General features: G+C 66.5%; 23 protein-coding genes. 6 read left to right on the top strand and 17 right to left on the bottom strand.

The genetic code is table 11. The features are described 5' to 3' along the window. Positions 1–57: 57 nt before the first annotated feature. Positions 58–867 carry a hypothetical protein gene (locus tag NTCA1_RS13710; RefSeq protein WP_159830907.1) on the bottom strand — a complete coding sequence of 270 codons (810 nt, stop codon included), beginning with the start codon at positions 865–867 and terminating at the stop codon, positions 58–60. Continuing rightward, positions 864–1355 (bottom strand): RNA polymerase sigma factor, encoded by a 492-nt coding sequence (locus NTCA1_RS13705; RefSeq protein ID WP_236549319.1) that lies wholly within the window; start codon positions 1353–1355, stop codon positions 864–866. Before NTCA1_RS13705 ends, NTCA1_RS13710 begins: the two co-directional genes overlap by 4 nt. 94 nt (positions 1356–1449) lie before the next feature. Between NTCA1_RS13705 and NTCA1_RS13700 the strand changes: the two genes are divergently transcribed. The 3 genes from NTCA1_RS13700 to NTCA1_RS13690 all read left to right on the top strand — a co-directional run bounded on the left by NTCA1_RS13700 (position 1450) and on the right by NTCA1_RS13690 (position 4996). Beyond that, positions 1450–2724: a S8 family serine peptidase gene (locus tag NTCA1_RS13700; RefSeq protein ID WP_159830905.1), complete on the top strand. Its 1275-nt coding sequence runs from the start codon at positions 1450–1452 to the stop codon at positions 2722–2724. 132 nt (positions 2725–2856) lie between these two features. Next, complete coding sequence (locus NTCA1_RS13695; protein ID WP_236549318.1) at positions 2857–3690, top strand: hypothetical protein; 834 nt, start codon at positions 2857–2859, stop codon at positions 3688–3690. Positions 3691–3892: 202 nt separating this feature from the next. Then, positions 3893–4996: an alkene reductase gene (locus NTCA1_RS13690; RefSeq protein WP_159830904.1), complete on the top strand. Its 1104-nt coding sequence runs from the start codon at positions 3893–3895 to the stop codon at positions 4994–4996. Positions 4997–5001: 5 nt separating this feature from the next. Here the strand turns inward: NTCA1_RS13690 and NTCA1_RS13685 are convergent, their stop codons facing one another. Beyond that, positions 5002–5904: a LysR family transcriptional regulator gene (locus NTCA1_RS13685; RefSeq protein WP_159830903.1), complete on the bottom strand. Its 903-nt coding sequence runs from the start codon at positions 5902–5904 to the stop codon at positions 5002–5004. On the opposite strand from NTCA1_RS13685, the gene msrP reads away from it, so the two are divergent. Both msrP and NTCA1_RS13675 read left to right on the top strand, forming a co-directional pair. Further along, positions 5893–6957 (top strand): protein-methionine-sulfoxide reductase catalytic subunit MsrP, encoded by a 1065-nt coding sequence (gene msrP, locus NTCA1_RS13680; RefSeq protein WP_236549317.1) that lies wholly within the window; start codon positions 5893–5895, stop codon positions 6955–6957. The genes NTCA1_RS13685 and msrP overlap by 12 nt on opposite strands. Further along, entirely contained in the window at positions 6957–7565 is a 609-nt protein-coding gene (locus tag NTCA1_RS13675; protein WP_159830902.1) for a sulfite oxidase heme-binding subunit YedZ, read from the top strand. Before msrP ends, NTCA1_RS13675 begins: the two co-directional genes overlap by 1 nt. Here NTCA1_RS13675 and NTCA1_RS13670 read toward each other — a convergent pair whose 3' ends face one another. Continuing rightward, on the bottom strand, positions 7566–8204 hold the full coding sequence (locus NTCA1_RS13670; RefSeq protein WP_159830901.1) for a glutathione S-transferase family protein: 639 nt from the start codon (positions 8202–8204) through the stop codon (positions 7566–7568). Between the two features lie 376 nt (positions 8205–8580). Between NTCA1_RS13670 and NTCA1_RS13665 the strand changes: the two genes are divergently transcribed. Further along, the gene (locus tag NTCA1_RS13665) at positions 8581–10146 is read left to right on the top strand and encodes an EAL domain-containing protein (RefSeq protein WP_159830900.1); all 1566 of its coding nucleotides are present in this window, start codon (positions 8581–8583) and stop codon (positions 10144–10146) included. Between the two features lie 11 nt (positions 10147–10157). Here the strand turns inward: NTCA1_RS13665 and NTCA1_RS29055 are convergent, their stop codons facing one another. The 13 genes from NTCA1_RS29055 to NTCA1_RS13600 all read right to left on the bottom strand — a co-directional run bounded on the left by NTCA1_RS29055 (position 10158) and on the right by NTCA1_RS13600 (position 23543). Next, a complete protein-coding gene (locus NTCA1_RS29055; RefSeq protein WP_305080994.1) occupies positions 10158–10982 on the bottom strand; it encodes an energy transducer TonB in 825 nt (274 codons plus the stop codon). After that, a complete protein-coding gene (locus NTCA1_RS13655; protein ID WP_159830899.1) occupies positions 10979–11404 on the bottom strand; it encodes a YbaN family protein in 426 nt (141 codons plus the stop codon). Before NTCA1_RS13655 ends, NTCA1_RS29055 begins: the two co-directional genes overlap by 4 nt. Beyond that, a complete protein-coding gene (locus NTCA1_RS13650) occupies positions 11388–11969 on the bottom strand; it encodes a biliverdin-producing heme oxygenase (RefSeq protein ID WP_236549315.1) in 582 nt (193 codons plus the stop codon). Before NTCA1_RS13650 ends, NTCA1_RS13655 begins: the two co-directional genes overlap by 17 nt. Positions 11970–12007: 38 nt before the next feature. After that, the gene (locus NTCA1_RS13645; RefSeq protein WP_159830897.1) at positions 12008–14800 is read right to left on the bottom strand and encodes a TonB-dependent receptor; all 2793 of its coding nucleotides are present in this window, start codon (positions 14798–14800) and stop codon (positions 12008–12010) included. Positions 14801–14928: 128 nt separating this feature from the next. Further along, the gene (locus NTCA1_RS13640; protein WP_159830896.1) at positions 14929–15918 is read right to left on the bottom strand and encodes a FecR family protein; all 990 of its coding nucleotides are present in this window, start codon (positions 15916–15918) and stop codon (positions 14929–14931) included. A gap of 99 nt (positions 15919–16017) precedes the next feature. After that, positions 16018–16527 (bottom strand): RNA polymerase sigma factor, encoded by a 510-nt coding sequence (locus NTCA1_RS13635; protein WP_159830895.1) that lies wholly within the window; start codon positions 16525–16527, stop codon positions 16018–16020. A 60-nt stretch (positions 16528–16587) separates the two neighbouring features. After that, entirely contained in the window at positions 16588–17877 is a 1290-nt protein-coding gene (gene lysA / locus NTCA1_RS13630; RefSeq protein WP_159830894.1) for a diaminopimelate decarboxylase, read from the bottom strand. A gap of 26 nt (positions 17878–17903) precedes the next feature. After that, complete coding sequence (locus tag NTCA1_RS13625; protein ID WP_159830893.1) at positions 17904–18170, bottom strand: hypothetical protein; 267 nt, start codon at positions 18168–18170, stop codon at positions 17904–17906. Further along, a complete protein-coding gene (locus NTCA1_RS13620) occupies positions 18167–18658 on the bottom strand; it encodes an SAM-dependent methyltransferase (RefSeq protein WP_159830892.1) in 492 nt (163 codons plus the stop codon). The genes NTCA1_RS13625 and NTCA1_RS13620 overlap by 4 nt, the downstream gene beginning before the upstream one ends. A 15-nt stretch (positions 18659–18673) precedes the next feature. Continuing rightward, positions 18674–18955 carry a hypothetical protein gene (locus tag NTCA1_RS13615; protein ID WP_086493845.1) on the bottom strand — a complete coding sequence of 94 codons (282 nt, stop codon included), beginning with the start codon at positions 18953–18955 and terminating at the stop codon, positions 18674–18676. Positions 18956–19166: 211 nt separating this feature from the next. Continuing rightward, the gene (locus NTCA1_RS13610; protein ID WP_159830891.1) at positions 19167–19991 is read right to left on the bottom strand and encodes a hypothetical protein; all 825 of its coding nucleotides are present in this window, start codon (positions 19989–19991) and stop codon (positions 19167–19169) included. Further along, positions 19988–21229 carry a Ca2+-dependent phosphoinositide-specific phospholipase C gene (locus tag NTCA1_RS13605; protein WP_159830890.1) on the bottom strand — a complete coding sequence of 414 codons (1242 nt, stop codon included), beginning with the start codon at positions 21227–21229 and terminating at the stop codon, positions 19988–19990. Before NTCA1_RS13605 ends, NTCA1_RS13610 begins: the two co-directional genes overlap by 4 nt. 28 nt (positions 21230–21257) lie before the next feature. Continuing rightward, the gene (locus tag NTCA1_RS13600; protein ID WP_159830889.1) at positions 21258–23543 is read right to left on the bottom strand and encodes a TonB-dependent receptor; all 2286 of its coding nucleotides are present in this window, start codon (positions 23541–23543) and stop codon (positions 21258–21260) included. Positions 23544–23555 lie beyond the last annotated feature (12 nt).

Below are 23555 nucleotides of genomic sequence, written 5' to 3'. Positions count from 1 at the left end.
CTCGGAGAATGAATCAGATCGCTGACGCTTTGGGAATCCTGTTTATGGGTATGTGACCTAGTGCCAGTCGCTGGCGATCGCTGCTCGCTCCTGGGCTGCGTCGAGAGGCTCCCCTTGCATCATGTCCTGCGCCGCGGCCACCAGGTCGGCCTGCCCCGAACCGGCCTGCCTGTATTCGCCGGTCTGCCGCGCCGTGCCCGGCATGGTGCGTTCGAGCAGCCAGGTTCCGTCCCGCCGGCAGGCAATGCCGGACGTAGCCGTTCCGGCAAAGACCCGGCAATAGTCGCCGCCTTGTCGCTTGAAGCTGGCGAGAATGCGCGGTTCGTCCGTGTCGCTCACAGAAGTGGACTGGCGATCCAGCGTTCGGGCGAGTGAGCCCGACGCGACCAGGCCCGCGCGGGTCTGCGTGACGGGACCTTCGCCGTGGAGGCGGGTGCCGAGCATCAGTCCGAGCACCAGCGATGCGGCAATCGCGAAAGCCATGCGGCGATCCGCGAAGACCGGGATGCGCGGGCCTTTCGCGGCACGCTTGCGGGCCTTTTCCGCTTCTTCGCGCCGGACGCGGGCCGCAGCCAGATCGACGACTTCGCCGGGTACCGGACGGGTATCTTCCGCTAGTCTGTCCGTCATGTCGCGCTCGCTATCCTCGGCCGCGGCGCGGGCGATCAGGTCGGTCAGGGGATCGGGCACGGGCTGCCGTGCGACCGGATCGAGGTGGCCGCGAAGCACAGTGCGCAATTTTCGCTCCGCCTCCAGTCGCCGGGCAAGCATGGGATCGGCGGCGACTGCCGCTTCCACGCGGGCCGCCTCTTCGGGAGAGAGTTCGCCGTCGGCCAGTGCCATGAGCTCTTCGGGGGTCACGCTCATGCGATTTCTCCAAGTTCCTTCAAGAGAGCCTCGCGTCCTCGGCCGAGGCGGGAGGTCAGAGTGCCTTGCGGAATCCCAATGATTTCGGCCGCTTCCCGGTAGGCGAAACCTTCGACCAGCACGAGCACCACAGCCTCCCGCTGCTCGGCGGGAAGACGTGCCAGCGCCCGATCGACATTGCCGATCTCGACACGGTTTTCCGCGTCACGATCGGCGGCTACGCCCACGTTCGCGCCTTCGTCCTCATGCACGAAAGTCCGCGCGCGGCGGCTGCGGGCTCTGGTTTCGTCGATCCATTGATTGCGCATGATCCGGTACACCCAGGCATCGAGCCGCGAGCCTTCCTGCCACTGGCCGCGCGCCGCCGGGGCTCGTTCCACGGTCGCCTGGCAAAGGTCGTCGGCGTCCGCCGCGTTCTGTGTCAGGCCGCGCGCGAAGCGCCGCAGGCGGGGCAACATTGCCGTCAGTTCGTTGCAGAAGCCGTGCATGCTCAATTCGAAATATCGTTTCCGAAAGGATGAAACGTCCCGATGGCATCGTTTCATCCTTGAGCGCCATCGATTTTTGATGTGGGAATGAGGAATGGATCGCGGCAGGGCCGGAATATACGCGGGATTGGGCGGGTTGGCGCTGGTTCTGACTCTGGCGCTTTCGGCCGTGCCTGCCGGTGCCCAACTCGGACTGCCGGGCGGCCTCGACCCGCTTGGCGCGGTCGATCGCACGCGTGCGGCGGTCACGGGGACGGTCGAGGATGTTGCCGACCGTTCGCTCTCGGGCGTGCCCACGATCGTCGGCAGCGCGCGACAACTGGCGCAGGACCGGATCGAGCGGCTGCGCGGTTTCGTTGCCGACCGGCACGGCAGCGTGGATTGGGACGAGCGGCATGAGCCGGCACGCGCTGGGGAACTGCTGCTGCTCGATCCTGACGGGGACAGCATAGCGCTGGCGGCAAGCAGGGGTTTTGCGCTCATCGAGCAGGGCGAGATCGCCGAACTGGGCGTGGCCTATGCGCGTCTGGCGACGCCGCGGGGCAAACCGCTCGCCCGCGCCATTGCAGACTTGCGCCGTGCCCTGCCGGGGCGGGAGATCACGGCGGACCAGTTGCACTTTCCGTCGGGAGCGGCTTCGGGCGATAGAGCTTCGGGTGCCGCTGCCGGGACCCTGCCGAGGGGAGGGACGGTGGGCGTGATCGACGGCGGTGTCGCCGGTTCGGATCGGCTGGCGGCGCAAGGTGCCTTTGCGGTCGGCGCGCCGAAAGCGAGCGACCATGCCTCGGCCATCGCTTCGCTGCTCAAGGGCGCGGGCACGGCGCGGATCTTCGCAGCCGATGTCTACGGCACCGATCCGGCAGGCGGCAGTGCCCTGGCGATCGCGCGGGCGCTGGGCTGGATGGCGGCGCAGCGGGTGCCGGTGGTTTCGATCAGCCTGGTCGGACCCGCAAACCCCCTGCTGGCCCGCTCGGTGGCGTCGGCGCGGACCAGGGGCATCGTGGTGGTTGCCGCGGTCGGCAATGATGGCGCGGCCTCTCCTCCGGCCTATCCGGCATCCTATCCCGGCGTCGTCGCGGTGACCGGCGTAGATGCACGAGGGCGGGTGCTGATCGAGGCGGGCAAGGCGGCACATCTCGACTATGCTGCGCCGGGCGCGGACATGACCGCACTGGTGCCGGGCAAAGGACGCATCGGCCTGCGCGGAACCTCGTTCGCGGCCCCGCTCGCCGCGGCCAGGATCGCCGCGCGCACGGCGCCGGGCCGGGACACGGCGGCCGTCCTACGCGCCGCCGATGCCGAAGCGCTTTCGCCGTCGCGGCGAACCGGGCGCGGCGTGCTGTGCATGGCCTGCCGAACCGGCGGATAATCGCGGCTTCGACATCTTTTGGCCAGGCCCAGGGATGAAACCGCAAGGGCCATCCGTTCCTCTCACAGACCCCCCGCAAAAGCGCTTCGGTGCGGCGGCGGGCAGGACGCGTAGAGGAAAGGAACGGGAACGATGAAGAACATCACTCTGAACATGACGCGGGGCAAGGCGAACCTGGGCGCGGGGCTGGCGGTTCTCGCCATCGCCATGGTGCCAGGGGCCGCGCAGGCCCAGCTTCTTGGCGGCGGCGGAGTAGGGGGCGCTCTGGGCGGCGCGCTGGGCGGTTCGTTCGGCGGCAGCATCGGCGGCGTGGGCAGTTCGATCGAAGGCATGGGCAGCGGAGCCGGTGACATGAGCGTCACCCGCAGCGCCCGCTCTGCGTCGGCCTCGGGCCATGGCAGCGGACGTGCGAGCAAGAAAGTGACGACGCCTGCCGTATCGGCGCCCGACACTTCCGGTGCCCGCGATGCCGTTTCCAACGCGCGCAGTGCGGCGGGCGGCCTTGCGGGTACGGGCGCGTCGAGCGTCTCGGGCGCGGCGTCGCAAGCTGGTGCGGCGCAGGGCCTGCTTGGCTCCGTGGCCGGTGGCGCGGTAGCGTCGGGGGCCGCTTCGGGCGGTGCGGGCCATTCGGCTGGGGAAACGGGTGCCAACGGCGCCGCCTCTGGCAACAGCGCGGCGAACGGCAACCTGACTGCGCCCGCTCTGCCGAACGTTTCCGGCTCCGATGCTTCCGTCATTGCCGGAAGTGCGGCCTCGGGCCTTGCCGGAACGGCAGGGGCGGCCCGCGATGCGGCCACGGACCGCGCATCGAGCGCCGCATCCAGCGCGGAAGGGCAAGGCTCCGGCAGCGGTTCGGGCACAATTACAGCCGGGCAGCATAGCGCCGCCGCTTCAGGTGCGGCCTCGGGCTCCGGCTCCGCAAGCGGCGGATCAGTCAGCCTGAACGCTTCCGCTAGCGGAAACTGAGGCACACAAGTCTACCTACGCAAAGGGAACGGATCCTGCGGAAGCCCTTGTCGGCTTCCGCAGGCCTTTTTCGGCCTGGCGCTGTCACCGGGATGTCGCTCGATAGTTTCCTTCAGGGAAACGAAGCAGGCCAATGACGCCGTATTGTTGCGATAGTCTTCAGGACTAAATTGATCCCATCTCTCATCAGCAGGTAGGAACAATGACTGACCTTTTCGCCCCGTTCCGTTTCGCCGGACACGAACTGCGCAATCGCTTCGTGATGGCCCCCATGACCCGCGCGCGGCGCCCGGACTATGTGCCGGATGCGGAAACCGCGCTCTACTACCGCCAGCGCGCTTCGGCCGGACTGATCGTGTCGGAAGGCACGCCGGTATCACCCGAAGGGCAGGGCTACATTCACGTTCCGGGTATCTGGTCGGACGAGCAGGTCGAGGGCTGGCGTCTCGTTACCGACGCCATCCACGAGCAGGGCGGCGCGATCTTCGCCCAGCTCTGGCACGTTGGCCGCATGTCGCACAGATCGTTGCAGCCTGACGGCGGCGCGCCGGTCAGTTCGACCACTCGGCCCGCCCGCGATCCGAAAAGCATGGCCTATGTCCTGAGCGAGGACGGCGTGCCCGGATTTGCCGAGCCGAGCGTACCGCGCGCCCTGGCGACCGAGGAAGTCTCGCGCGTGGTCGCGGATTTCGCCAGGGCCGGCCGGAATGCGCAGAGCGCGGGTTTCGACGGTATCGAGGTGCATGCCGCCAACGGCTATCTCTTCGAGCAATTCCTGAACCCGGTGCTGAACGAGCGCACCGATCGCTATGGCGGATCGATCGAAAACCGCGTCCGCCTCGTGCTGGAAACGGTGGATGCGCTGATCGGCGTCCTCTGCAAGGATCGTGTCGGCATTCGGCTGGCGCCGTTCAATCGTCAGTTCGACATGCCGGTCTACGACGATGGCGGTGAAACCTACCTTCATCTTGCGCGCGAGCTGGACAAGCGGGAAATCGCCTATATCCATCTCAACGACAATTGGGCGGCGGGCCATTCGGTCATCGACGAGGCCTTCCTGCGCGAATTCCGCAAGGCCTATCGCGGTACGCTGATCCTGGCCGGAGCCATGACGCTCGATCGTGCCCGGCATCTGGTGGAAGAGGGCCTGATCGATCTTCCCGCTTTCGGCCAGCCGTTCATTTCGAACCCCGATCTCGTGGAGCGCCTGCGCCAGGGCGCCGCTTTGGCGCAGCCCGATCGCGCCACTTATTATGGCGGCGGTTCCGAGGGGTATACCGATTATCCGGCGCTTGAAATCGCCTGATCCGGTCAGCTGAAATGACCTGCGCGCGCCTGCTCGGCCAGACGGTCGAGCAGGAAGCGCAGGCGGGGGCTGGCGTCGCGAACGCCGGGCCAGACGGCCTGGACCGGAACGTCGCTGCCGCGAAAGTCCTCCAGCACGGCGACCAGCGCCCCGGAAGCGAGCTGGTCGCGCACGAGCGGACCCGGCATCTGGCACAGGCCCAGACCGGCTTCGGCCATGGCGATAATCGCTGCGCCGTCCTCCACTTCGTGGGTTGGAGGCGGGCTCAGCAATCTCTCCTCGCCGTCGCTGCGCACGGCCCAGCGCTGCGGCGTTCCGCGGCGCAGCCCGACGATGCAATCGTGATGCTCCAGCGCTTCCAGCGAAGCCGGCGTGCCGCGCAGCGCCAGATAATCGGGGGAGGCGCAGATATGCCGGGGCAGTTCCACGAGCGTACGCGTCATCAGACCGGCGCCCTTGCGGGTCTGGCCGAAGCGGATGACCAGATCGACGCCCTCCTCGATGGGATCGATGATCCGGTCGGTAAAGCTTAGAGTTAGCTGAAGGCCGGGGTGCGCGCGGCACAGGCGCGCGAGCAGCGGTACGATGACCTGCCGCCCGAAAGCATAAGGCATGTCGATGCGCAGCCTGCCGCTGGGGCATCCTTCCTCACTGCCGAGGATCGCTTCGGCATCACGGAGGATATCGAGCGCTGCGGTACAACTGGCGAGATAGCTTTCCCCGGCGGCCGTCAGCGAAAGCCGCCGGGTCGATCGGTGAAAGAGCTTCTCGCCAAGCCGTGCCTCCAGCCTGGTGATCGCCTTGCTGACCGCCGACTTCGTCAGGCCCAGCTGCTCGGCCGCGGAAGTGAAGCCGCCTGTCCGCGCGACTTCGACGAACACGGAAATGCCGGTTAGATGCTCTGCCATGCATACCGCATCATGGGTCCGGGCCGGACGGTCAAGCCCCGCCTGCCGCATGGCAGGCTCGACATGATCATCTGGCATTCATGGACGGGGCGTAGGCTGGGCTCTTCCAGCGAAGGAATCGCCATGCTGATCCGCAACGCGCCCGACCTCAGGGACTGCGACGTCACCGACCACGGCCTTTATCTCAAGCGGCGCGCGTTCATTGCCGGGGCTGCTGGCCTTGGTCTGGCGGCCTGCGGGGGAGCGGCTCCTGCCTCGGCTGCGCCGCTGAAGTACCGCCCGAACCGCATGGCGATCGACGAGAGCCGGACGCCGCTGGCCGACGTTACCGGCTATAACAACTTCTACGAATTCGGCACCGGCAAGGAAGATCCGGCGGCTTATGCGAAGATGATGCGCTCCCGCCCGTGGACGATCACCGTCGACGGCCTGTGCGATCGGCCGGGCAGCGTCGACATCGACGAACTCATCCGCCGCTTCCCGCTGGAAGAGCGCATCTATCGCATGCGCTGCGTGGAGGCATGGTCCATGGTGATCCCCTGGGTCGGTTTCCCGCTCGCGGCTCTCATCAAGTCGGTCGGTCCCAAGAGCAACGCGAAGTACGTCGCCTTCGAGACGCTGCACGATCCGCGCCAGATGCCGGGGCAGCGGAGCGCGGTGATCCGGTGGCCCTATCGCGAAGGACTGCGGCTGGACGAGGCGATGAACCCGCTGGCACTGCTGGCAGTGGGGCTCTACGGCCAGACCCTGCCCAACCAGAACGGCGCGCCGATCCGGCTGGTGGTGCCGTGGAAGTACGGATTCAAGGGCATCAAGTCGATCGTCCGCATCCGCCTGACCGACCGGCGCCCGCAGACCAGCTGGCAGATGCTGGCACCGGGCGAATACGGCTTCTACGGCAATGTGAACCCGGATGTGGACCACCCGCGCTGGTCGCAGGCCAAGGAGCGGCGCATCGGCGAATTCTTCCGCCGCAAGACCCTGCCTTTCAACGGCTATGGCGATCAGGTGGCGCACCTCTATCGCGGGCTGGACCCGCGCAAGCTCTATTGATGCCTTCGCGTGCCCATGCCCTGAAGCTGGAATCGGCGCTGGTGTGGCTGGCCTGCGCCGCGCCCTTGATCCTGCTTCTCTACTGGGGTTTCACCGCCCGTCTGACCGCCAATCCGGTGGAGTTCGTGCTGCGCGACCTGGGCTTGTGGGGCCTGCGGTTCCTGTGCCTGACGCTGGCTGTCACCCTGCTGGCCAAGTACGCGAACATGCCAAGGCTGATGCGCTATCGGCGGCGGATCGGGCTATGGGCTTTCGCTTATGTCGCTTTGCATCTGACGGTCTATCTCGGCGCCGCGCATGAGTTCGATTGGGCGGAAATCGGCGCGGATATCGCCAAGCGGCCCTATATCACCATCGGCATGGCCGCTTTCGCGCTGCTGGTGCCGCTGGCGGTGACGTCCGCCCATGCGGTGCGGCGCAAGATGAAGCCGCGTTCCTGGCGGCGGCTGCACCGGCTGGTCTATCTGATCGCGGTGATGGGCGCGGTGCATTACTTCCTGCTGGTGAAGGCCGATACCCGCAGCCCGATCCTCTACGGCGCGATCGTGGCGGTCCTGCTGGCCGCGCGGCTGCTGCCTGCGGCCCGCCGCCGTGTTGGCCGCGCCTGATCACGCGAAGCGGTAAGGCCCGCCCTTTTCCAGTGCGGCCTGGTAGGCAGGCCGTGCCTGTATGGTGTCCAGCCAGATGTTCGTGATCGGCTTTCCGACGGACAGGAAACCGCGATCCCTGGCCGCTTCGAGCGGAAAGCTCATCATGATGTCGGCCGCCGTGAAAGTGTCGCCTGCGAACCAGGGGCGAGCGCCCAATTCGCGCTCCACGAAGTCCAGATGGACGTCGATCATCGGCTGAAGCCGCTTCTGCGCCGTCTTGCCCACCATCGGGATCCGTCCCAGCACCAGATTGATCAGCAGCGGCGGCATCAGCGAGCCTTCGGCATAGTGCAGGAACTGGCGGTAACGCATCGCCGCATCGTCACCGTAAGGTTTGCCGAGCCGCCCATCCGCCTTATCGACGAGATGCTCGACGATGGCGCCGGTCTCCACGAGGATGCGGCTCGCGCCCGAGGGATCGCGATCGACCAGCACCGGCGACTTGCCCAGCGGATGCACCGAGCGCAGTTCGGGCGGAGCGAGCATGGTCTTCGGATCCCGCTCATAGCGCTTGACGGTATAGGGCAGGCCAAGCTCCTCAAGCAGCCACAGCACGCGCTGCGACCGGGAATTTTCCAGATGGTGGACGGTGATCATCGCCGCTGGGTTCCATTGCAAAGGCATAACCTAAGCAACGGTCCGCCGCGCGCTTGGTTGCGCCGGTGCGATCCGGTGCCCACTGGCGGACCAAAGCGGCGGCATTGCATTTCGCTTCATGCGAATTGCATTCCGGCTTTCACTACCCGGGCTCTTGGAGCCCGTTTGAAAAATGCCCGAGCGGGCATTTTTGTGCGGCACCGGCCCACGCCCCCACCCTACCACCCGCAGGATACTATCGTTGGGTGGTAGGGTGGGGGCGTGGGCCGGTGCCGCAAAATTCGCGTTTCGCGAATCTTCAAACAGAACTCTTACTCTTAAGTAAATTTCCATAGAAGTTAGGCATTTGGGCGCGAACACTTCGGGGTATTATTTCATGAGCCGCCGCACGATCATCGCGATCGCCTCGATCCTTGCCGTGCTGGCGGCAGTCCTGCCGCTGGCAGGCATCGCCGTCTATGCCCGCCACAGTGCGTCGGAGTACGAAAAGCGCCATCTGGAGGAATATGCCGGCTGGACGCTGAAACGGACCGAACGCAGCCTGAACTTTGCGCGCGGGGCAATCCGGCAGCTCGAACGCGAAGGGTTGTCCGGTTGTTCTCCCGCGCAGATCGCCCGCATGCGTCAGCTTACGCTGGAGACGCGCTCGGTCGAGGAGATCGGCTATTTCATCGACGGCAGGCTGGCCTGCACGGGCTGGGGGAAGGTCCGTCAACCCGCTGCGGCAGGCACGCCGGATCTGCGCTTCGAGGACGGCTACGGTCTTCACCTCAGAATGCGCACCAAGCTCTCCGGCGGCCTGACCATGAATGCGCTGAGCCATGGCAGCTACAATGCGCTCATGCACCCAGACAGCATGATCGACGTCCTGACCGACACCGCCATGACACTGGGAATCGCCTCGCTGGACGGAAGGGTGATCGCGGTGAGCGGCCCCGTCGCGCCCGGCCTGCTGAAGCGTGTGGCCAGCGGCGGCGCCGCCGCCTCTGCCTCTGGGCGAGAGGGGCGGCTCATGTATGCCTCGGTGGCGAACGATCACTTGCGCGCTTTCGCGATCAGTGACTATTCGCTCGCCGAAAAGCGGGCCGATGGCGCGTTGTGGTATCTGGTACCGCTGGGCCTTGCCACGTCGGCGCTGCTGGTGGGGCTTGTCCTGCTGGCATCGCGGCAGCGCCTGTCTCCGCAGAACGAACTCGCCATCGCGGTGCGGAAACGCGAGTTCGTCACACGCTACCAGCCCATCATCGAACTGGCGACCGGCCTTTGCGTCGGGGCGGAAGCGCTGATCCGCTGGGAAAGGCCCGACGGGGCCTCCATTTCTCCCGAGATGTTCATTCCGCTGGCCGAGGACACCGGGCTGATCGAACCGCTCACCGATATCGTGATCGAGCGCGTCGTCGCCGATCTTGCGCATTGGCTGGGCGAGAACGACGGCATCCACATCGCCATCAACATTTCCTCCGCAGACATGCAGAGCGGTCGTTTTCTGGCGGTGCTGGCGAAGGCGCTGGCCGAAGCGGGCGTTTCCCCTTCGCAGATCTGGCTGGAGGCGACCGAGCGCGGCTTCATGAACGCTGCCGCCGCGCGCGCGACCATCGAACGCGCGCGCCAGGCCGGGCACATCGTTGCCATCGACGACTTCGGCACCGGTTACTCCAGCCTTTCCTTGCTGGAAACACTGCCGCTCGACACGCTCAAGATCGACAAGTCCTTCGTCGATGCCATCGGCACGCAGGCGGCGACCAGCGTGGTCATCCCGCATATCATCGAGATGGGTCACGGCCTGAACTTCAAGATAGTGGCCGAAGGCGTCGAAACCGAGGCCCAGGAAACCTACTTGCGCGAAGCGGGCGTGGAATTCGTGCAGGGCTGGCGCTATTCCAAGGCCTTGACGGCACAGGAATTCCGGGTGTTTCACGAGCGGACGAACCGGCCGGGCTGAAACGCGCGAGCTTAGTGCAGGAAAAATTCGACCGGCACGGACAGTTCCAGTTCGTCTGGCTTTTCTGCGGGTATGGCGGGAAGGGGCTGCGCCCGACGGATCGTCTCTAGGGCTGCCCGATCGAGAAAGATCGAGCCCGAAGACCGCGCGAGCGAGGCCGATAGCACTTTGCCCGCGCGGTTCATGCGGAAGGTAACGAAGGCCACGCCTTCCTCGCGCCGCGATCTGGCCGCTGCCGGGTAGCGGCGATACTTCTCCAGATGGGCCAGCAGCAGAGCCTCCCAAGAGGCATCGGCATTGCTGGAAGCACGCCGCGCGGGCGGGGCCGGCAAAGCCTTGGGCGCCGTCGTCTCGGGGACGGGATCGGCTGGTTTCGACGCCGGCGCGGGCGGTTCGAGCGGGGTGGGGGCCGGGGTAAGCTGCGGTATCAGCACTTTCGGCGGCTCGGGCCGTTCCTCCCGCTCGATCTTGCGGTCCTGTTGTTCGACCTGGCGCGGGCCTTCGGGCACTTCCTCGACGGGTTCGGGCGGTGCGGCAAGGGCTTCCATCGTCACGACCAGCGGCTCGGCGGGCATGTGGGCCGGATAGGCAAGGCGCCAGGTGACGAACAGGCACAACGGGATCGCCAGAGCGAGCGCGGCGGTGCCGCCCAGCCCGAACAGACGCGCGCGCCAGTCGAGCGGACGATCGCTGTAGCGGCCATGGTCGTGCCGCAAAGCCATGACCGGGGCGGCGACTGGTGCCTGCGAACGCGCGGTGTCATCCGGGTACCAGGATCGCAGGACGACATGCCCTGCAAAAAGGTCGTCGCAGTCTTTCAGGGTCTGGGGTCTCATGCGGGCGGTTTCCCTTCCGGTTCGGGCCGCCTTGCGATCCAGAACGTCCAGAACAGCAGGAACGCGGCCAGCCCCAGCGCCAGCGGCACGCCCGGCTGGACATGGAGGAGGAACAGGCCGTAGCCCAGGGTCATGCCGAGAGCGGCCATGATCTTGGCATGGCGGGGTACGGCGCGGTTCTTCCGCCATGCCCTGAGGCTCGGCCCGAAGCGTGGGTGATCGAGCAGCCATACCTCCAGCCGAGGCGAGGAGCGCGCGAAGCAGGGCAAGGCCAGCAGCAGGAAGTCGGTCGTCGGCAGCAGGGGCACGAAAAGACCCACGAAGCCGACGCCGACGAGCAGGAGGCCCGCCGCCAGCCAGACCGCGCGCGCCGCCCGTCTCCGCTGCGGCAGGACCTTTTCCGTTTCAGCCGATGTGGCCATCGATCAGGGCCTGTACCCGCGCGAAGGCCGCGCCCGCGCCTGCGCCGACGCGCGGCTCGTCGCTCTCGTCCAGTTCGGCCGCATCGAGTGCGGCGGTGAAGCTGCGCCAGTGCGCGGCGGGGCCTTCGGGCGCAGGGGCCAGATGGCGCGCGCCAAAGGTGTCGGACAAGCCGATCTTCGCCACTTCCTTGCGCAGCAGCGCCGCGCCCATGTTGGAGCCTTCCGCGACATAGAGCCAGCCCAGTGCCGTCGGCAGGTCGATCTCGCCTGCCGCGAAACGCGCAGGTCCCTCGGGCCGGGGCGCATCCATGCCGAGGTCGATGAGATCCGCCTCGACCAGGGCCAGCCGCTGCCGTTCCGGCAGGCCGGGCAGCAGCGCCTGCAAGGCAGGCTCGGCGTAGAGCGCGGCGATGTCGCGGTGGAACAGGTATTGCACGCGAAGGAAACGGCCGTAGCCCTCCCTGTCGGTGAAGGAGGCCGCCGACATGATCGCGTTGTCGACGCCTGCGTGGGTGTCGTTCGTCTGCGCTTTGAGCCGTTTCGCGCGGGATGGTTCCATGGTCATGGTCGAAGTCATGGTAAGGGCCAGGTCCTTTCTGCCGGTCAGAAGTTGAAGGTTACGCCGCCACGGATCGTGCGCCCCGGCGAGGCCATGAGGCCCAGGGTCAGCGCGTCCATGTAATACTTGTCCAGGAGGTTGTCGGCGGTCAGCTCGAAGCGGACGTTCTCGTTGAGCTTGAAGCGCGCCGATGCGTCCACCAGCGTATAGGGGTTCCATTCGATGACTTCGATGGCGCCCGGAACCGCGATGGATTCCGAAGGGCGGCTGCCGGTGTAGGTCACGCGGGCGAAGAGGTTCAGCCGCTCTTCCATCAGGTCCAGCTCCACCGATCCGCCGCCTGCCCATTCCGGCGGAACGTGATTGCGGCCGTAGCTGCCGCGGAAGCCGCCGTTGCATTCGTACTGGGCGGGCAGGGGGCGGGTGGACGTGCCCTTGCGCACCCAGTCGCAGTACTCCGCCAGGGTGTAGTGCGTTGCGAAGAGCGACAGCTTGGCAGGGCCTGCCCGATATTCGAACGTGCCTTCATAGCCCTTGAAACGGGCCATATCGATGTTGCGGATGGCCTCGTCCGGGTCTGCGAAAGTGGAGCCGACCCCGCGCGTGATGTAGTTTTTGGCCTCGTTGTTGAAGTAGGCCAGCTTCATGCGCACCGCGTCGCCGGCCCAGAACAGCCCGTCCTTCGACACGTTGATGCCGAACTCCCAGTTGCGCGCGCGTTCCGGCTTGATCTCGTCGATCGGATTGGCGGAGAAGCCCGTGGTCACCTCGAACAGCGAGGGCAGGCGCAGCGCCTCGCCGTAGCGGGCGTAGACCTGCAGCCAGGAGCGCGGGATCATCGTGATCGCCGCGATCGGTGCCCAGCCGCCCGCCTTCTGGTTCAGGTGGTAGTAGTCGCTCCAGACGCGCTCCAGCGGATACCAGCGCCGCGACAGCTGGCGGTCGTGCGACTGGAAGGTGGTGTAGCGCAAGGCGCCGTTGAACTTCAGGAACGATACCGGGAGGTATTCGGCGTCACCGAAGGCGCTCCATTCCCGCCGCCAGCCGTCGCGCGCGGCGCTTTCCAGCTTGGCGCCGGGAATGGGGAAGGTATCCTCGTGGCTGAACGATCCGCCCAGGTTGACGGTGAGGTCGCCCCAGGGGCCGTTCACCAGCGCGCGGTTGCTGATGTCCACGCCGTGGCGGTGGGTACGCCCGTCATAGGGATCGATGTACTTCAGGTCCGGCGAGATGCTGGAAAAGTCGTAGGCGGTGCGGATGCGGTTATCGAGTTCGGTGCGTGAGGCATTGATCTTCAGTTCGATCAGGTCGCTATCCGGCTTCCACTTGTAGCGCGCGGTATAAGTATCGACATCCACCCGGCTCATCGGCGCCTGAAGCGCGCCGTCACCGCGGATGATGGACGAGGGCATGGCCTCGCCGAACCAGCTCTTGAACTTCATGTAGGCCAATTCGATGGCATGGCCGTCCGCCGGGCGCACCGTCGCCTTGGCCAGGAACGAGAGGTTCTCGGACGAGGTGTTCAGCACTTCCTCGCCCGCGCGGAAGCGGTTGAGGCCCGATCCGTAACCGACCGTGGTGTAGTATTCCTCCCATCCGAGTATGGGCAGCTTCGTGATCGACTGGGTATAGGTCAGGTGCGGCGCGTTGCCGTTCTCACCCGCGAAGTAGTTGCCGGTGTTGCGATAGGTGACGGCGCCGAGCAGGTCGATCCAGTCCCATGACTTGGCGACGGCGATGCTGCCGTTGGCGTCGGTGGGCTTCAGCCAGGATGGCCGGTCGAGCCCGCGCGGGTTGCCCAGCTGGTTGACGTTGTCGTATTCCGGCACCGTGTCGAGCGGGCCGCAGTCGAAATTGCAGCCGGTCTTGTATTTTCCAAGCATGGATTCGCGCAGACCGCCCTGCGTATAGGGGGCCGGGGCGCCGCGCGTGTTGGTGTTGAAGCCGCCGCGCACACGCACGCCGAAGGTCTTGCCAGGCAGCAGGATGTCCTGCACGCCGATCGTGCGCATCGATACCACGCCGCCGACGCTGCCGACGCCCTCGACGCCCGAGGTCGGACCTTTCAGCACTTCCACGCCGCCGATCATGTCGGGATCGACGTAGGAGCGCGAGGCGACGCCGGAATAGCCGCGATAGACGGTGGTGGCCTGCTGGCTGCCATCGATCACCACGGGCACGCGGCCCACGCCCTGCATGCCGCGAATGTTCACGTCGAGCGCGCCGGAATTGCGCGCATCGCCCGAGAGCACGCCGGGGGTGCCGCGAAACATGTCGCTCGGCTGGAAGCCCCGGTTGCGCTCGATCTCGTCGCGGGTGATGTAGCTGGACGACTGGGGGGAGACATAGGCGAGATCCCCGGTGTCGGTGCCGTCTCCGAAACTGGCGCCGCCGCGTGCCGAGGCCCCGCGAGCGGCCCCGCCGCCTTCACTGCCGCCGCTCACCCGCAAGGTGCCGAGCTGGACGCTTCCCGCTGCCGCCTGCGGCGCGCGTTCCAGCGTGTAGGTGCGCGGTCCGCTCTGCCGGAAGGTGACGCCGCTTCCGGCGAGCAGGTGCGAGAGCGCCTCGGCCGGAGAGAAGCTGCCTTTCAGGCCCGCGCTGCGCCTGCCTTCGGTCAGGGCGGCGTCATAGAGGATTTGCGTGCCGCTCTGCTCGGCCAGGCTGTTCAGGGCGTCGGCCAGCGTCCCGGCGGGAATGGTATAGCCTTGCGCGGTCTGCGCTGCGGCGGGGTTCGCGCCGATCAGGCTGAGGGCGGCGACGCTGGTGCCCGTCATCAGGAGGGCGTGGCAGGCAGGGCGCAGAAATGCGGCGCGGCGCGAATGCTTTTTCGAGATCACTGGAATTCAAACCCCCGAGGAACGACTGGCGAGGGATCTGCTAATGAGAATTACCCTCAGTAGGATTGACGGACGAGGGCGGGATCTGGAAACTTCGGACCGAAATATTTTTCGTGGGGGTCCCGATCCTAGCCGTGGATCAGGATCAGTCGGTCGGTGAGACGCGTGGTGCGCAGGCCCAGGGTGCGTTCGATCACGTCTATCGCGCCTGCCGGATCGTGAAGGTCGAACGTGCCGCTTACCGGGCGTTTGGCGATCTCGCTGCCGAGAACGCCGATATAGCCGCGATGGTACCGGGCGAGTTCGGCCACCACGTCGCCCAACGGGCGATTGACGACGCGGATGCGGCCGCGCGTCCAGGCATCCAGATTGGCGACGACGACCGGGCGGGCCGCACTGATCCCGCCGCTGCCGTAGTGAAGCGCCTCGCCTTCGTGGAGGACGGCGGAGCGCCCCGCACTGGCGATCCGCACGCTATGTTCGCTCACCGTAACCTGCGTTTCGGCGCCCTCACGGCGGACGATGAAGCGCGTTCCCAGCGCCGTGGTGGAGCCGGTTCCGGCGGATACGGTGAAGGGATGGGCGGGATCGGGTGCGACCTGGAAGGCGGCCTCGCCCTTCAGCAGCGTGACCTTGCGGCCGCTGGCGTCGAAGCTGATGGCAGTGCCGGTGTCCAGCGTGGCCAATGAACCGTCCGGCAAGGTCATCGCCCGGATTTCGCCGGTGCCGGTCATGGCATCGGCCTGGAGGCGGGTGGGAAGGTCGGCCGCGATGACGAGCAGCAAGGCGATGCCCGCTGCGATGGCGCCGCCCGCCCGGCGCAAGCGCGTCTTTCGCCAGACCGGCTGCCGCACCGCGTTACTGCGGGGGACGGCAGGGCGGGTGCTGGGCAAAGGCACGACCTCCGCATCGGCGGTGTGTATTGGCAGGCCGACCGCATCCATCGACGCCCAGAGCGTCTCCGCCCGCGCGAAAGCGGCGACATGCTCGGGGTCGGCATCCAGCCATCGGCCCAGGCGTTCCTCGTCGGCCGCCGACCATTCGCCCGTTTCCCGCTCGGCAAACCAGCGGGCGGCGGCGCGGTTGACGTCTCGGTCGATGGGTTTCTCGCGTTCCACGTTCACTGCTTCTTCGAAAAGGATGCCGGGCGGCCGTTTTCGGACCTCTCGTCCTTCATGACGAACGAGACCTGAAAATGGAAACCGGCCGGATCGAAATCATGCATCGCCGGTGACCCGGTTGAGGCAATGTTCCATGGCCTGGGCGATATAGCGCGTCACCATCTGGCGGCTGATGCCCAGGCGCTGCGCGATTTCGGCGGCCGAGAGGTTCTCCATCCGGCGCAAGTACACGATCTCCCGGCAGCGCGGCGAGAGTTCGGCAAGGCCCTGCTGCAACTGGTCCAGCGCTTCGCGATCCAGCAGTTGCCGGTCTGCCAGCGGGGTGTCGTCCGCGATTTCCTCGGGCAGGGGGCCGTGATCGAACAGGCCGTTCTGGCGCCGGTCGCTGCGCGCCTGATCGCGCGCCAGATTGGCGGCTAGCCGAAACAGATAGGCGCGCTTGTTCAGGATCGGGGGATGGTCGTTGACGCCCTGTACGCGCAGCCACAGGCTCTGCGTGACATCCTCGGCGGCCGTCATGTCGCCCACGATGCGCTGGACGAGGCGCATCAGGGACGAGCGCTCGTTCAGCAAGAGGCGCGTGAGGGCACGGGCGTTGACGGACATCCCGCGCGTCTAGCCTAGATGCAAATCACTCGCAATAGCATGTGCCTATCGTCTAACGGCTCAGGATGCGTGAAGGACGGGGCTCCTTGCGCAGGCGATCCTCCGCCGTCCCGAGCGCTGCCGGGCGATGGCATGGGCGTCGAGCCGTTCGGCGATAACCGTGGCGCTGTCGCCGTCCACCAGGACTTCCGGCACCAGGCTGCGGCCGTTGTAGGTGGACGCCATCGTCGCGCCATAGGCGCCGACCGTGTGGAACACGCAAAGGTCGCCCGCCTTCACATCGTCGATCTCGCGGGCGCGGGCGAAAGTGTCGCCGGTCTCGCAGACGGGGCCGACGATATCGGCGACGATCCGGCGGCCGCTCGGTTCCACCGCCGAGAACGCATGCCAGGCGTCGTAGAGGGCGGGCCGCATGAGGTCGTTCATGGCGGCATCCACGACGATGAACGGGTGGGCCGACCCCGGCTTGACCCAGGTTACGGCGGTCAGCAGCACGCCGGCATGGGCAGCGATGAAGCGGCCCGGCTCGAACATCAGCGTCACGTTCCAGCCTTGCGTGACGCGGGCCACCATCGCGCCATAGACCTCGACATCGGCATCCGGCTCGCCGGAACGGTAGGATACGCCAAGCCCGCCGCCGAGATCGACATGGGTGACGCGGTGGCCGCCTGTCCGCAGCGTGGCCAGAAGTTCGCCGGCGCGGCGATAGGCGTCCTCAAGCGGGGCAAGATCGGTGATCTGGCTGCCGATGTGCAGGGCGATGCCGCGCATGTCGAGACCGTCCAGCGCGGCGAGGCGATCGTAGATCGCGGCGGCCTCCGCCATGGGAACGCCGAACTTGCTTTCGGCGCGCCCGGTGGTGATCTTGGCATGGGTGCGCGCATCGACATCGGGATTGACGCGCAGGACGGCGGCCACGCGCGTCCCCCGCTCCACCGCAAGGCGCGACAGCAGGCGGCCTTCGGCCTCCAGCTCCAGGTTGAACTGTCCTATCCCGACATCGAGTGCCTGCATGAGTTCGGCCTGGGTCTTGCCGGTGCCCGAGAACACGATCTCCTCCGGCAGGATGCCGCCGTCGAGGGCAGCGACAAGCTCGCCGCCCGAAACGATGTCCGCGCCGAACCCTTCACGAGCAAGCACATCGAGGACGGCGGGATTCGGATTGGCCTTGACCGCGAAAGCGATGTGCTTGCGCGGTATGTCGGCCAGCGCGGCGCGGAACCGGCGGGCGGCACTGCGCAGCGCCGCGGCGGAATAGACGTAGGCAGGGGTGCCGACCGCTTCGGCGATCCGCGGCAGGGCGACGGCCTCGGCGTGCAGGACGCCGTCGGCGTGATGAAATGGCTTCAAGGGATATCGTCCTCGATGGCCTGCCGTCAGGGCAGGCGTTCGGCCCGCCGCTGGCGGTGGCGCGCCCTGATCAGCTCGGGCAGCATGCGATGGCGGCTTCGCTCTATGCGCAGGGCCAGCGCCATCTTCTTGCCGCGGATCAGCAGCAGCAGGCCCAGGAACGCGGTCACCAGAAGGACCAGCGTCAACAGGCCCCGGAAGGCGCCGCTACCGGGCGCGAGCTGTTCCGCCGCCGTCGCGCCGACCAGCAGCACGGCGCCCGCTGCGCGCCAGAACAGGTCCCTGCGGGTCATGATGTGCCTCCCAGCGCAACGTCACCGGCGCGCCGCAGGGCATCCCTGAAGGCCTGCGACAGGCCGGGCGCTTCGCGATAGAGCACGATATCGGCCGGAAAATCGGCCTCGGCCTGAAGCCGGGCGAGCGGGGCTGCGACTTCGAAATCGAGGCCGATCGCCGAATCCGTCACCAGATGGGCTCTGTCCCGCGCATCGTCGATCAGCTCGGCGTCTTCATCGACGCCCAGGCATTCGATCGAGAGGAAGCCGAGCTTCCGGGCTTCCCTGGCGGCGTGGATCAGCATCGCGCCGTCGCGGCAGTTCACATCGACGATGCGAACCGCGCGGCGCTTGCGCCGGTGCAGCAGGGCAAGGCGATCGGTGAGGGAGCGGCTGCGGGGATCCTGCCCCGCCAGATCCTGCCCCACCAGATCCTGGCCCAGCGCGCCGACGATCGAGACGACCGGCCAGACGGGTGCTCCCGGAAGACCAAGGGAATAATGCATGTCCTGCGCCTCCCGTCAGGCTGCGCGGTCGAGCTTGTCGGCGTGCGCCGACAGCGATTCTACCGGGGGATCGAAGGGGATGGCCGGCACGATCGCTTCGGAAGTGAACACGATGCGGCCACCGGGAAAGGCGTGGATCTCGCCGCGCGCAAATCGCCATGCGGCGTCGCGCGAGATGAAGCGGCCCTCCAGAAGGCCGTGGTTTTCCTGGACGAGCCAATGTCCGGCCCGGTCCTGGCCGACATGGAGTATCGAAGTCCGTCGGTCGGGCTCCGAGATGGTGGGGGATTCGATCACGGGATGCTCCCTGAAAATGCGATCTGCCGGCCTGCAGCAATGCATGACCGACAGCGCAAAATTAGAAGGACGCCCGTATGAAATCCAGAGCGCTGCATTTCGCAGCGCATTGTATTTTCATAATATCGGCCGTGAACTGTGCCGTTTGCGAGAGTATCCGAAAATGACTATGCCGATCATATGGCGGGGGCGTTCTTTCCGCCGAGAATTATTATGACTTCGGCAGCGTTTCGCGCATTCTGGTTCTTGCCATCATCAACTGGGCGATGATGTCGTTCAGCAGATAGGCGTCGCGCCGCCGTGTCCACGGCTGGGCAGACTCGGGATCGTATTCGACAGGCAAAGGCACTTCGCGTGCGGCGGCGGCGCGCATGCCGTTCTCGCGGGAGACGAGAATGCAGCGCTTCGCATGATCGCGGTGCCCGACCACGGCTACGTTGCCGAGGGCGGCGGCGGAGCCTGCCAGTTGCACGGCGGCTTTCGCCACGCCGTCCGTGCTCAGATAGGTCTTCCTGCCGTCCGCTGCCTTGACCGGGTAGATCGCCGTGACATCCTTCATCTGGTATCGAGAGACCAGGGCCTCGGCAATTTCCCATTGGGCATAGACGCGCACGGGGCGTATCCGCGCTATGGCATGGACAGCCTCGGCCAGCATTTCATTGACCGGCCCCGGTACCGGGGTTTCCTCTCCATCAGACAGGCCGGTATCGGGATCGACCTTGCCGGTGGCGGAGCGGTAGCCGAAGCTGTAGGCGACGATGCTGTCCGCTTCCCGTGCGCTGAATGTCGGATAGTGCCAGCGGAAACCCGCCTCGGCCATGATGGAGGCAAGCTGGCGGGCGGTCGCCTCGTCGCCGAGCTCTCCTTCCAGCGTCCTGGTCATGAGCCGTTCCAGCATTGCAATCTCGCCGGAGAGTGCGCCGGTATCGGCAGGCGGCCGGACTACCGCCGACCGCGCCAGTGCGGATGGGCCGCCGATAAGCGCCGCCGATCCGCCGAACAGGCCGCCGAACAGCACTGGGCGCCGACTGGTCATTTCCTGCCTCCGGCCGTGCTGACGGGACATCCGGTTGCAACCGGATTGCAGCGCCATCCGCTCGCCTCGGGGGAGAGGTGATAGCCGTTGCCGTAGATGTTGGGGGCGGAGAGATAGTCGGTGGAAACGATCTGCGCGCCGCTGGCGAGAGCCGCATCCCGGCGGACGGCGTCGTCGCGGCGGGCATCGACGGTATCGATATCGGCGCGGGTCCGAACCAGATAGCCCTTGCGCACCGCCTCGCGGATGGCGTCGCCATGCGTCAGGGCGTTGTCCTGGAGCATGAAGGCCGTATGGGCCATCCCCGGCTTGCCCTGCACGAAAGTCATGCGTCCCTCCAGCGAAGGCCGCCCTTCGAGATAGGGCGTGAAGGCCTTGAGGTTCATGGCGGGGACCAGGAACAGGAAGATGAACTTCCCGCGCGCCTTGCCCAGTGTCGGCCAGCGCCCGGCCAGAACGGCCGATTCCAGCGTGGTCATGGATCCGCGCACGTCGTCCGGCGTGATCACCTTTTCGCGCCCGAGCACGGCGCGGATGGTATCGTCGACTTCCTCGAACTGGGCCTTGTCGAACGGCGGCACCACCGTGGCGCCCGGAATGACGCGGTCGAGACCGGAGAGCTTGGGCTCCAGGAGGACGAAGACCGGGCTATGGTTCGGCTCCGCATCCGACCATTGCTTCAGCAGGGTCAGGCAGGACCGGAAGGTCGGGCACTGGCTGCGGAAGTCCAGGTCGGCAAGGTGCAGGACCTTGAGACCGGGTTTCGCCAGTTCCTCGCGATAGATCGGTGCCAGGTCCGTTTCCCCTTTCGCGCGCAGTTCGCGGTAGGGCAGCGGGTCGGCATAGGCGCCGCCGCGCGGGTCGGGCTGGAGATCGAGTTCGATGCTGCGCACCCCGCTGCGAAGCTGGGCCTGCAGGGGCATCTGCACGTAATCGAGCATCCCGGTCATGTCGCTCATGCCGCCGGGGTGCTCGTCTTCCATGGCGGCGCGCTGTTCGGGGGACATGGCGCCGGTCATTGCCGCGGCCAGCGCGGTCAGGCGCGGGGCCATGACCGTCATCGTGCGGGGATCGGCGGGCAGGGCATAGCTGTTGTGCGTGCCGATTACCTGGATCCGGTTGATCGGCATGCCGTCGGCCGCGTCAGCCGGTTTCGTCTCTTGCGCCTCACCCCAGGCCGCGCTCGCAAGGAGCGCGGCCGTGGCGGTCATGACCGCTCCGATGGTCGTTCTTTTCATGGTTTGCGTCCCGAGGGGCCAGAGCGGATCAGAAGCTGACGTTGACGAAGCCGCCCACCGTGCGGCGCGCATTGGGCGAGGTGTAGTGCAGCAGGCCGAGCGGACCGTACTGCTGCCAGCCGGTGGAGAAGTACTTGTCGAACAAGTTGCGGGCATAGACGCCGATCTCGATCGGGCGGTTCGGCAGGGTCACGCTCATGCGCGCATTGACGAGGCCGTAGCCGTCGACGTGCGACCAGTCGGGCTGGCCCACGACGGTCCAGTATTCACTGCGATAGGCATAATCGGCATGCGCCTTCAGGCCGAGGCCCGAGCCGAATTCATGCTCGTAGTCGATCGCTGCGGTGCCGGACCATTCGGGCGAATTGGTGAGACGCGAGCCGGTGTAGTTGGTGGTGGCGTTGTAGACGTAGTCGGTGAACTTCGCATCGGTGTAGGTCAGCGCGCCGGAGAGCTGGAGGCCGCGCATCGGTTGCACCACGAGGTTGCCCTCCACGCCCTGCGTGCGCAGGCCGCCGGCATTGCCGATGACGGTGGCATCGAGCAGGCCGCCCGAACCGTCCGGGATCTTGGTCAGGATCGTCGCCTGGAAGTCCTTGAAGTCGGAACGGAACACGTCGAGGTTGAAGCGCAGGCGGCGGCCGAACCACTCGGACTTGATGCCCGCTTCCCAGGCCTTGACGGTTTCGTCCTCATAGGGCGCATACTTGTTGCCGACGAAGGCGATTCCTGCGGGTTTGTAGCCGGTGGAATAAGTCGCATAGAGCATGACATTGTCGGCCACCTGCCAGGTCGGCGCGATGCGGAATGAGAAGTTGTCGCCCTTTACCCGGCCGAAGTCGTAGGCAGGCGCGGCGCTGGAGGCCGTGAAGGTGGGCGTATAGCCGGCGATCGGCAGCGGGTTGATCGTGACATAGTCCAGGCTCTGGGAATTGTTGTCGTGCGTATAGCGCCCGCCCAGCGTCAGCGCGATCCGGTCGGTGAAGTTGAACTTGAGCTGCCCGAACGCGGCCATGGTCTCGTTCACGGAGTCGAACAGCGAGGCATTGCCGGTTTCGCCGATGGCGCCGGTCAGCGCGATCAGGGTCGGCAGCGGGGTGCCTTGGGCATCGTAGAGCGGCTTGCCGCCGGTCGACCACTGGAGCTGCGTCTGGCGGGCATGAAGGCGATTGTAGAACGCGCCGACGAGGTATTCCACGAAACCCCCGGTGGGCGAGGCGAAGTGGATTTCCTGGCTGAACTTGTCGGTATCCAGCTCGCCGAGGTTGAAGGGGATATAAGCGTAGCGGTCGTAGGGCGCGAGGCTGGCCGGGGTCGAATTGTCGTAGCGGGTCGCGCGATAGGCGGTGATCGAGGTCAGTTCGTGATCGCCAATGGCGGCATTGGCGCGCAGCGAGGTGCCCCATTCCTCCGTGGTGATCTCTCCGAAGGAGGAATCCGCCGTGTCCGCGCTCCTGGGGCCGGGGTAGACGCCCAGTTCGTTGAGGATCGCGGTCAGTTCCGCCGACTGGCCCGAAACCGGCGTGCGCACGCTGCTGTCCCAGTGATAGGCATAGTCGCCCGAGAGCGTCAGGTTGAAGCGGTCCGACGGTTCGAGATAGAGACGGGCGCGGCCGCCGTATTCGTGCTGGGAGCCGACCTTGCGGTCCAGCGTGACGTTGCGTCCGAAACCATCGAAGGCCTGGTCGAAGCCCGAAACGCGAAGCGCCGCGATCGGGCCGAGCGGCACGTTCACGGTGGCATTCAGGATACGCTCGTCATGCTGGCCGAAGCTGGCGCTGCCGCGCAGGGACCATTCGCCCAGTTTGGGCTTGGTCGTGGTGACGGCGATCACGCCCGAAGTGGCGTTCTTGCCGAACAGGGTGCCCTGCGGGCCCATCAGCACGTCCACCCGGTCGATATCGACAAGACCGGTAAGGCCGTTGGCGCGCTGCCCGTCCATCACCACGTCATCGACGACGACGCTGACCGACTTGGCGTTCGAAAAGTCGAAAGAGGTGCTGCCGACGCCGCGGATCTGGAACGCTGCGCCCTGCGTCGGATCGTATTGCACGCCGGGCATCGTGTACTGGAGATCGGTGACCGAAGTGTAGCCGGTCTTCGCCAGCGTCTCGCCGTCGATCGACTGGATCGCCAGCGGCACTTTCTGGCTGCTTTCCGCGCGGCGCTCCGCCGTGACGGTGATTTCGGGAAGCGCGTCCTCGCCGGCGGGCGCTTCCTCGGCGTGGGCGGCCATGGCCCAGAAAGGAACGATGGCACTGGCAAGGATCGTCGAGAGAAGGTGGGTGCTGCGCTGGCGCTGGAAAGCAGACATGGGTGGGCTCCG

This window comes from Novosphingobium sp. TCA1 (genome assembly GCF_009811895.1).
Classification (GTDB): Bacteria; Pseudomonadota; Alphaproteobacteria; order Sphingomonadales; family Sphingomonadaceae; genus Novosphingobium; species Novosphingobium panipatense_A.
This window is presented reverse-complemented; position numbering and strand designations above follow the sequence as displayed.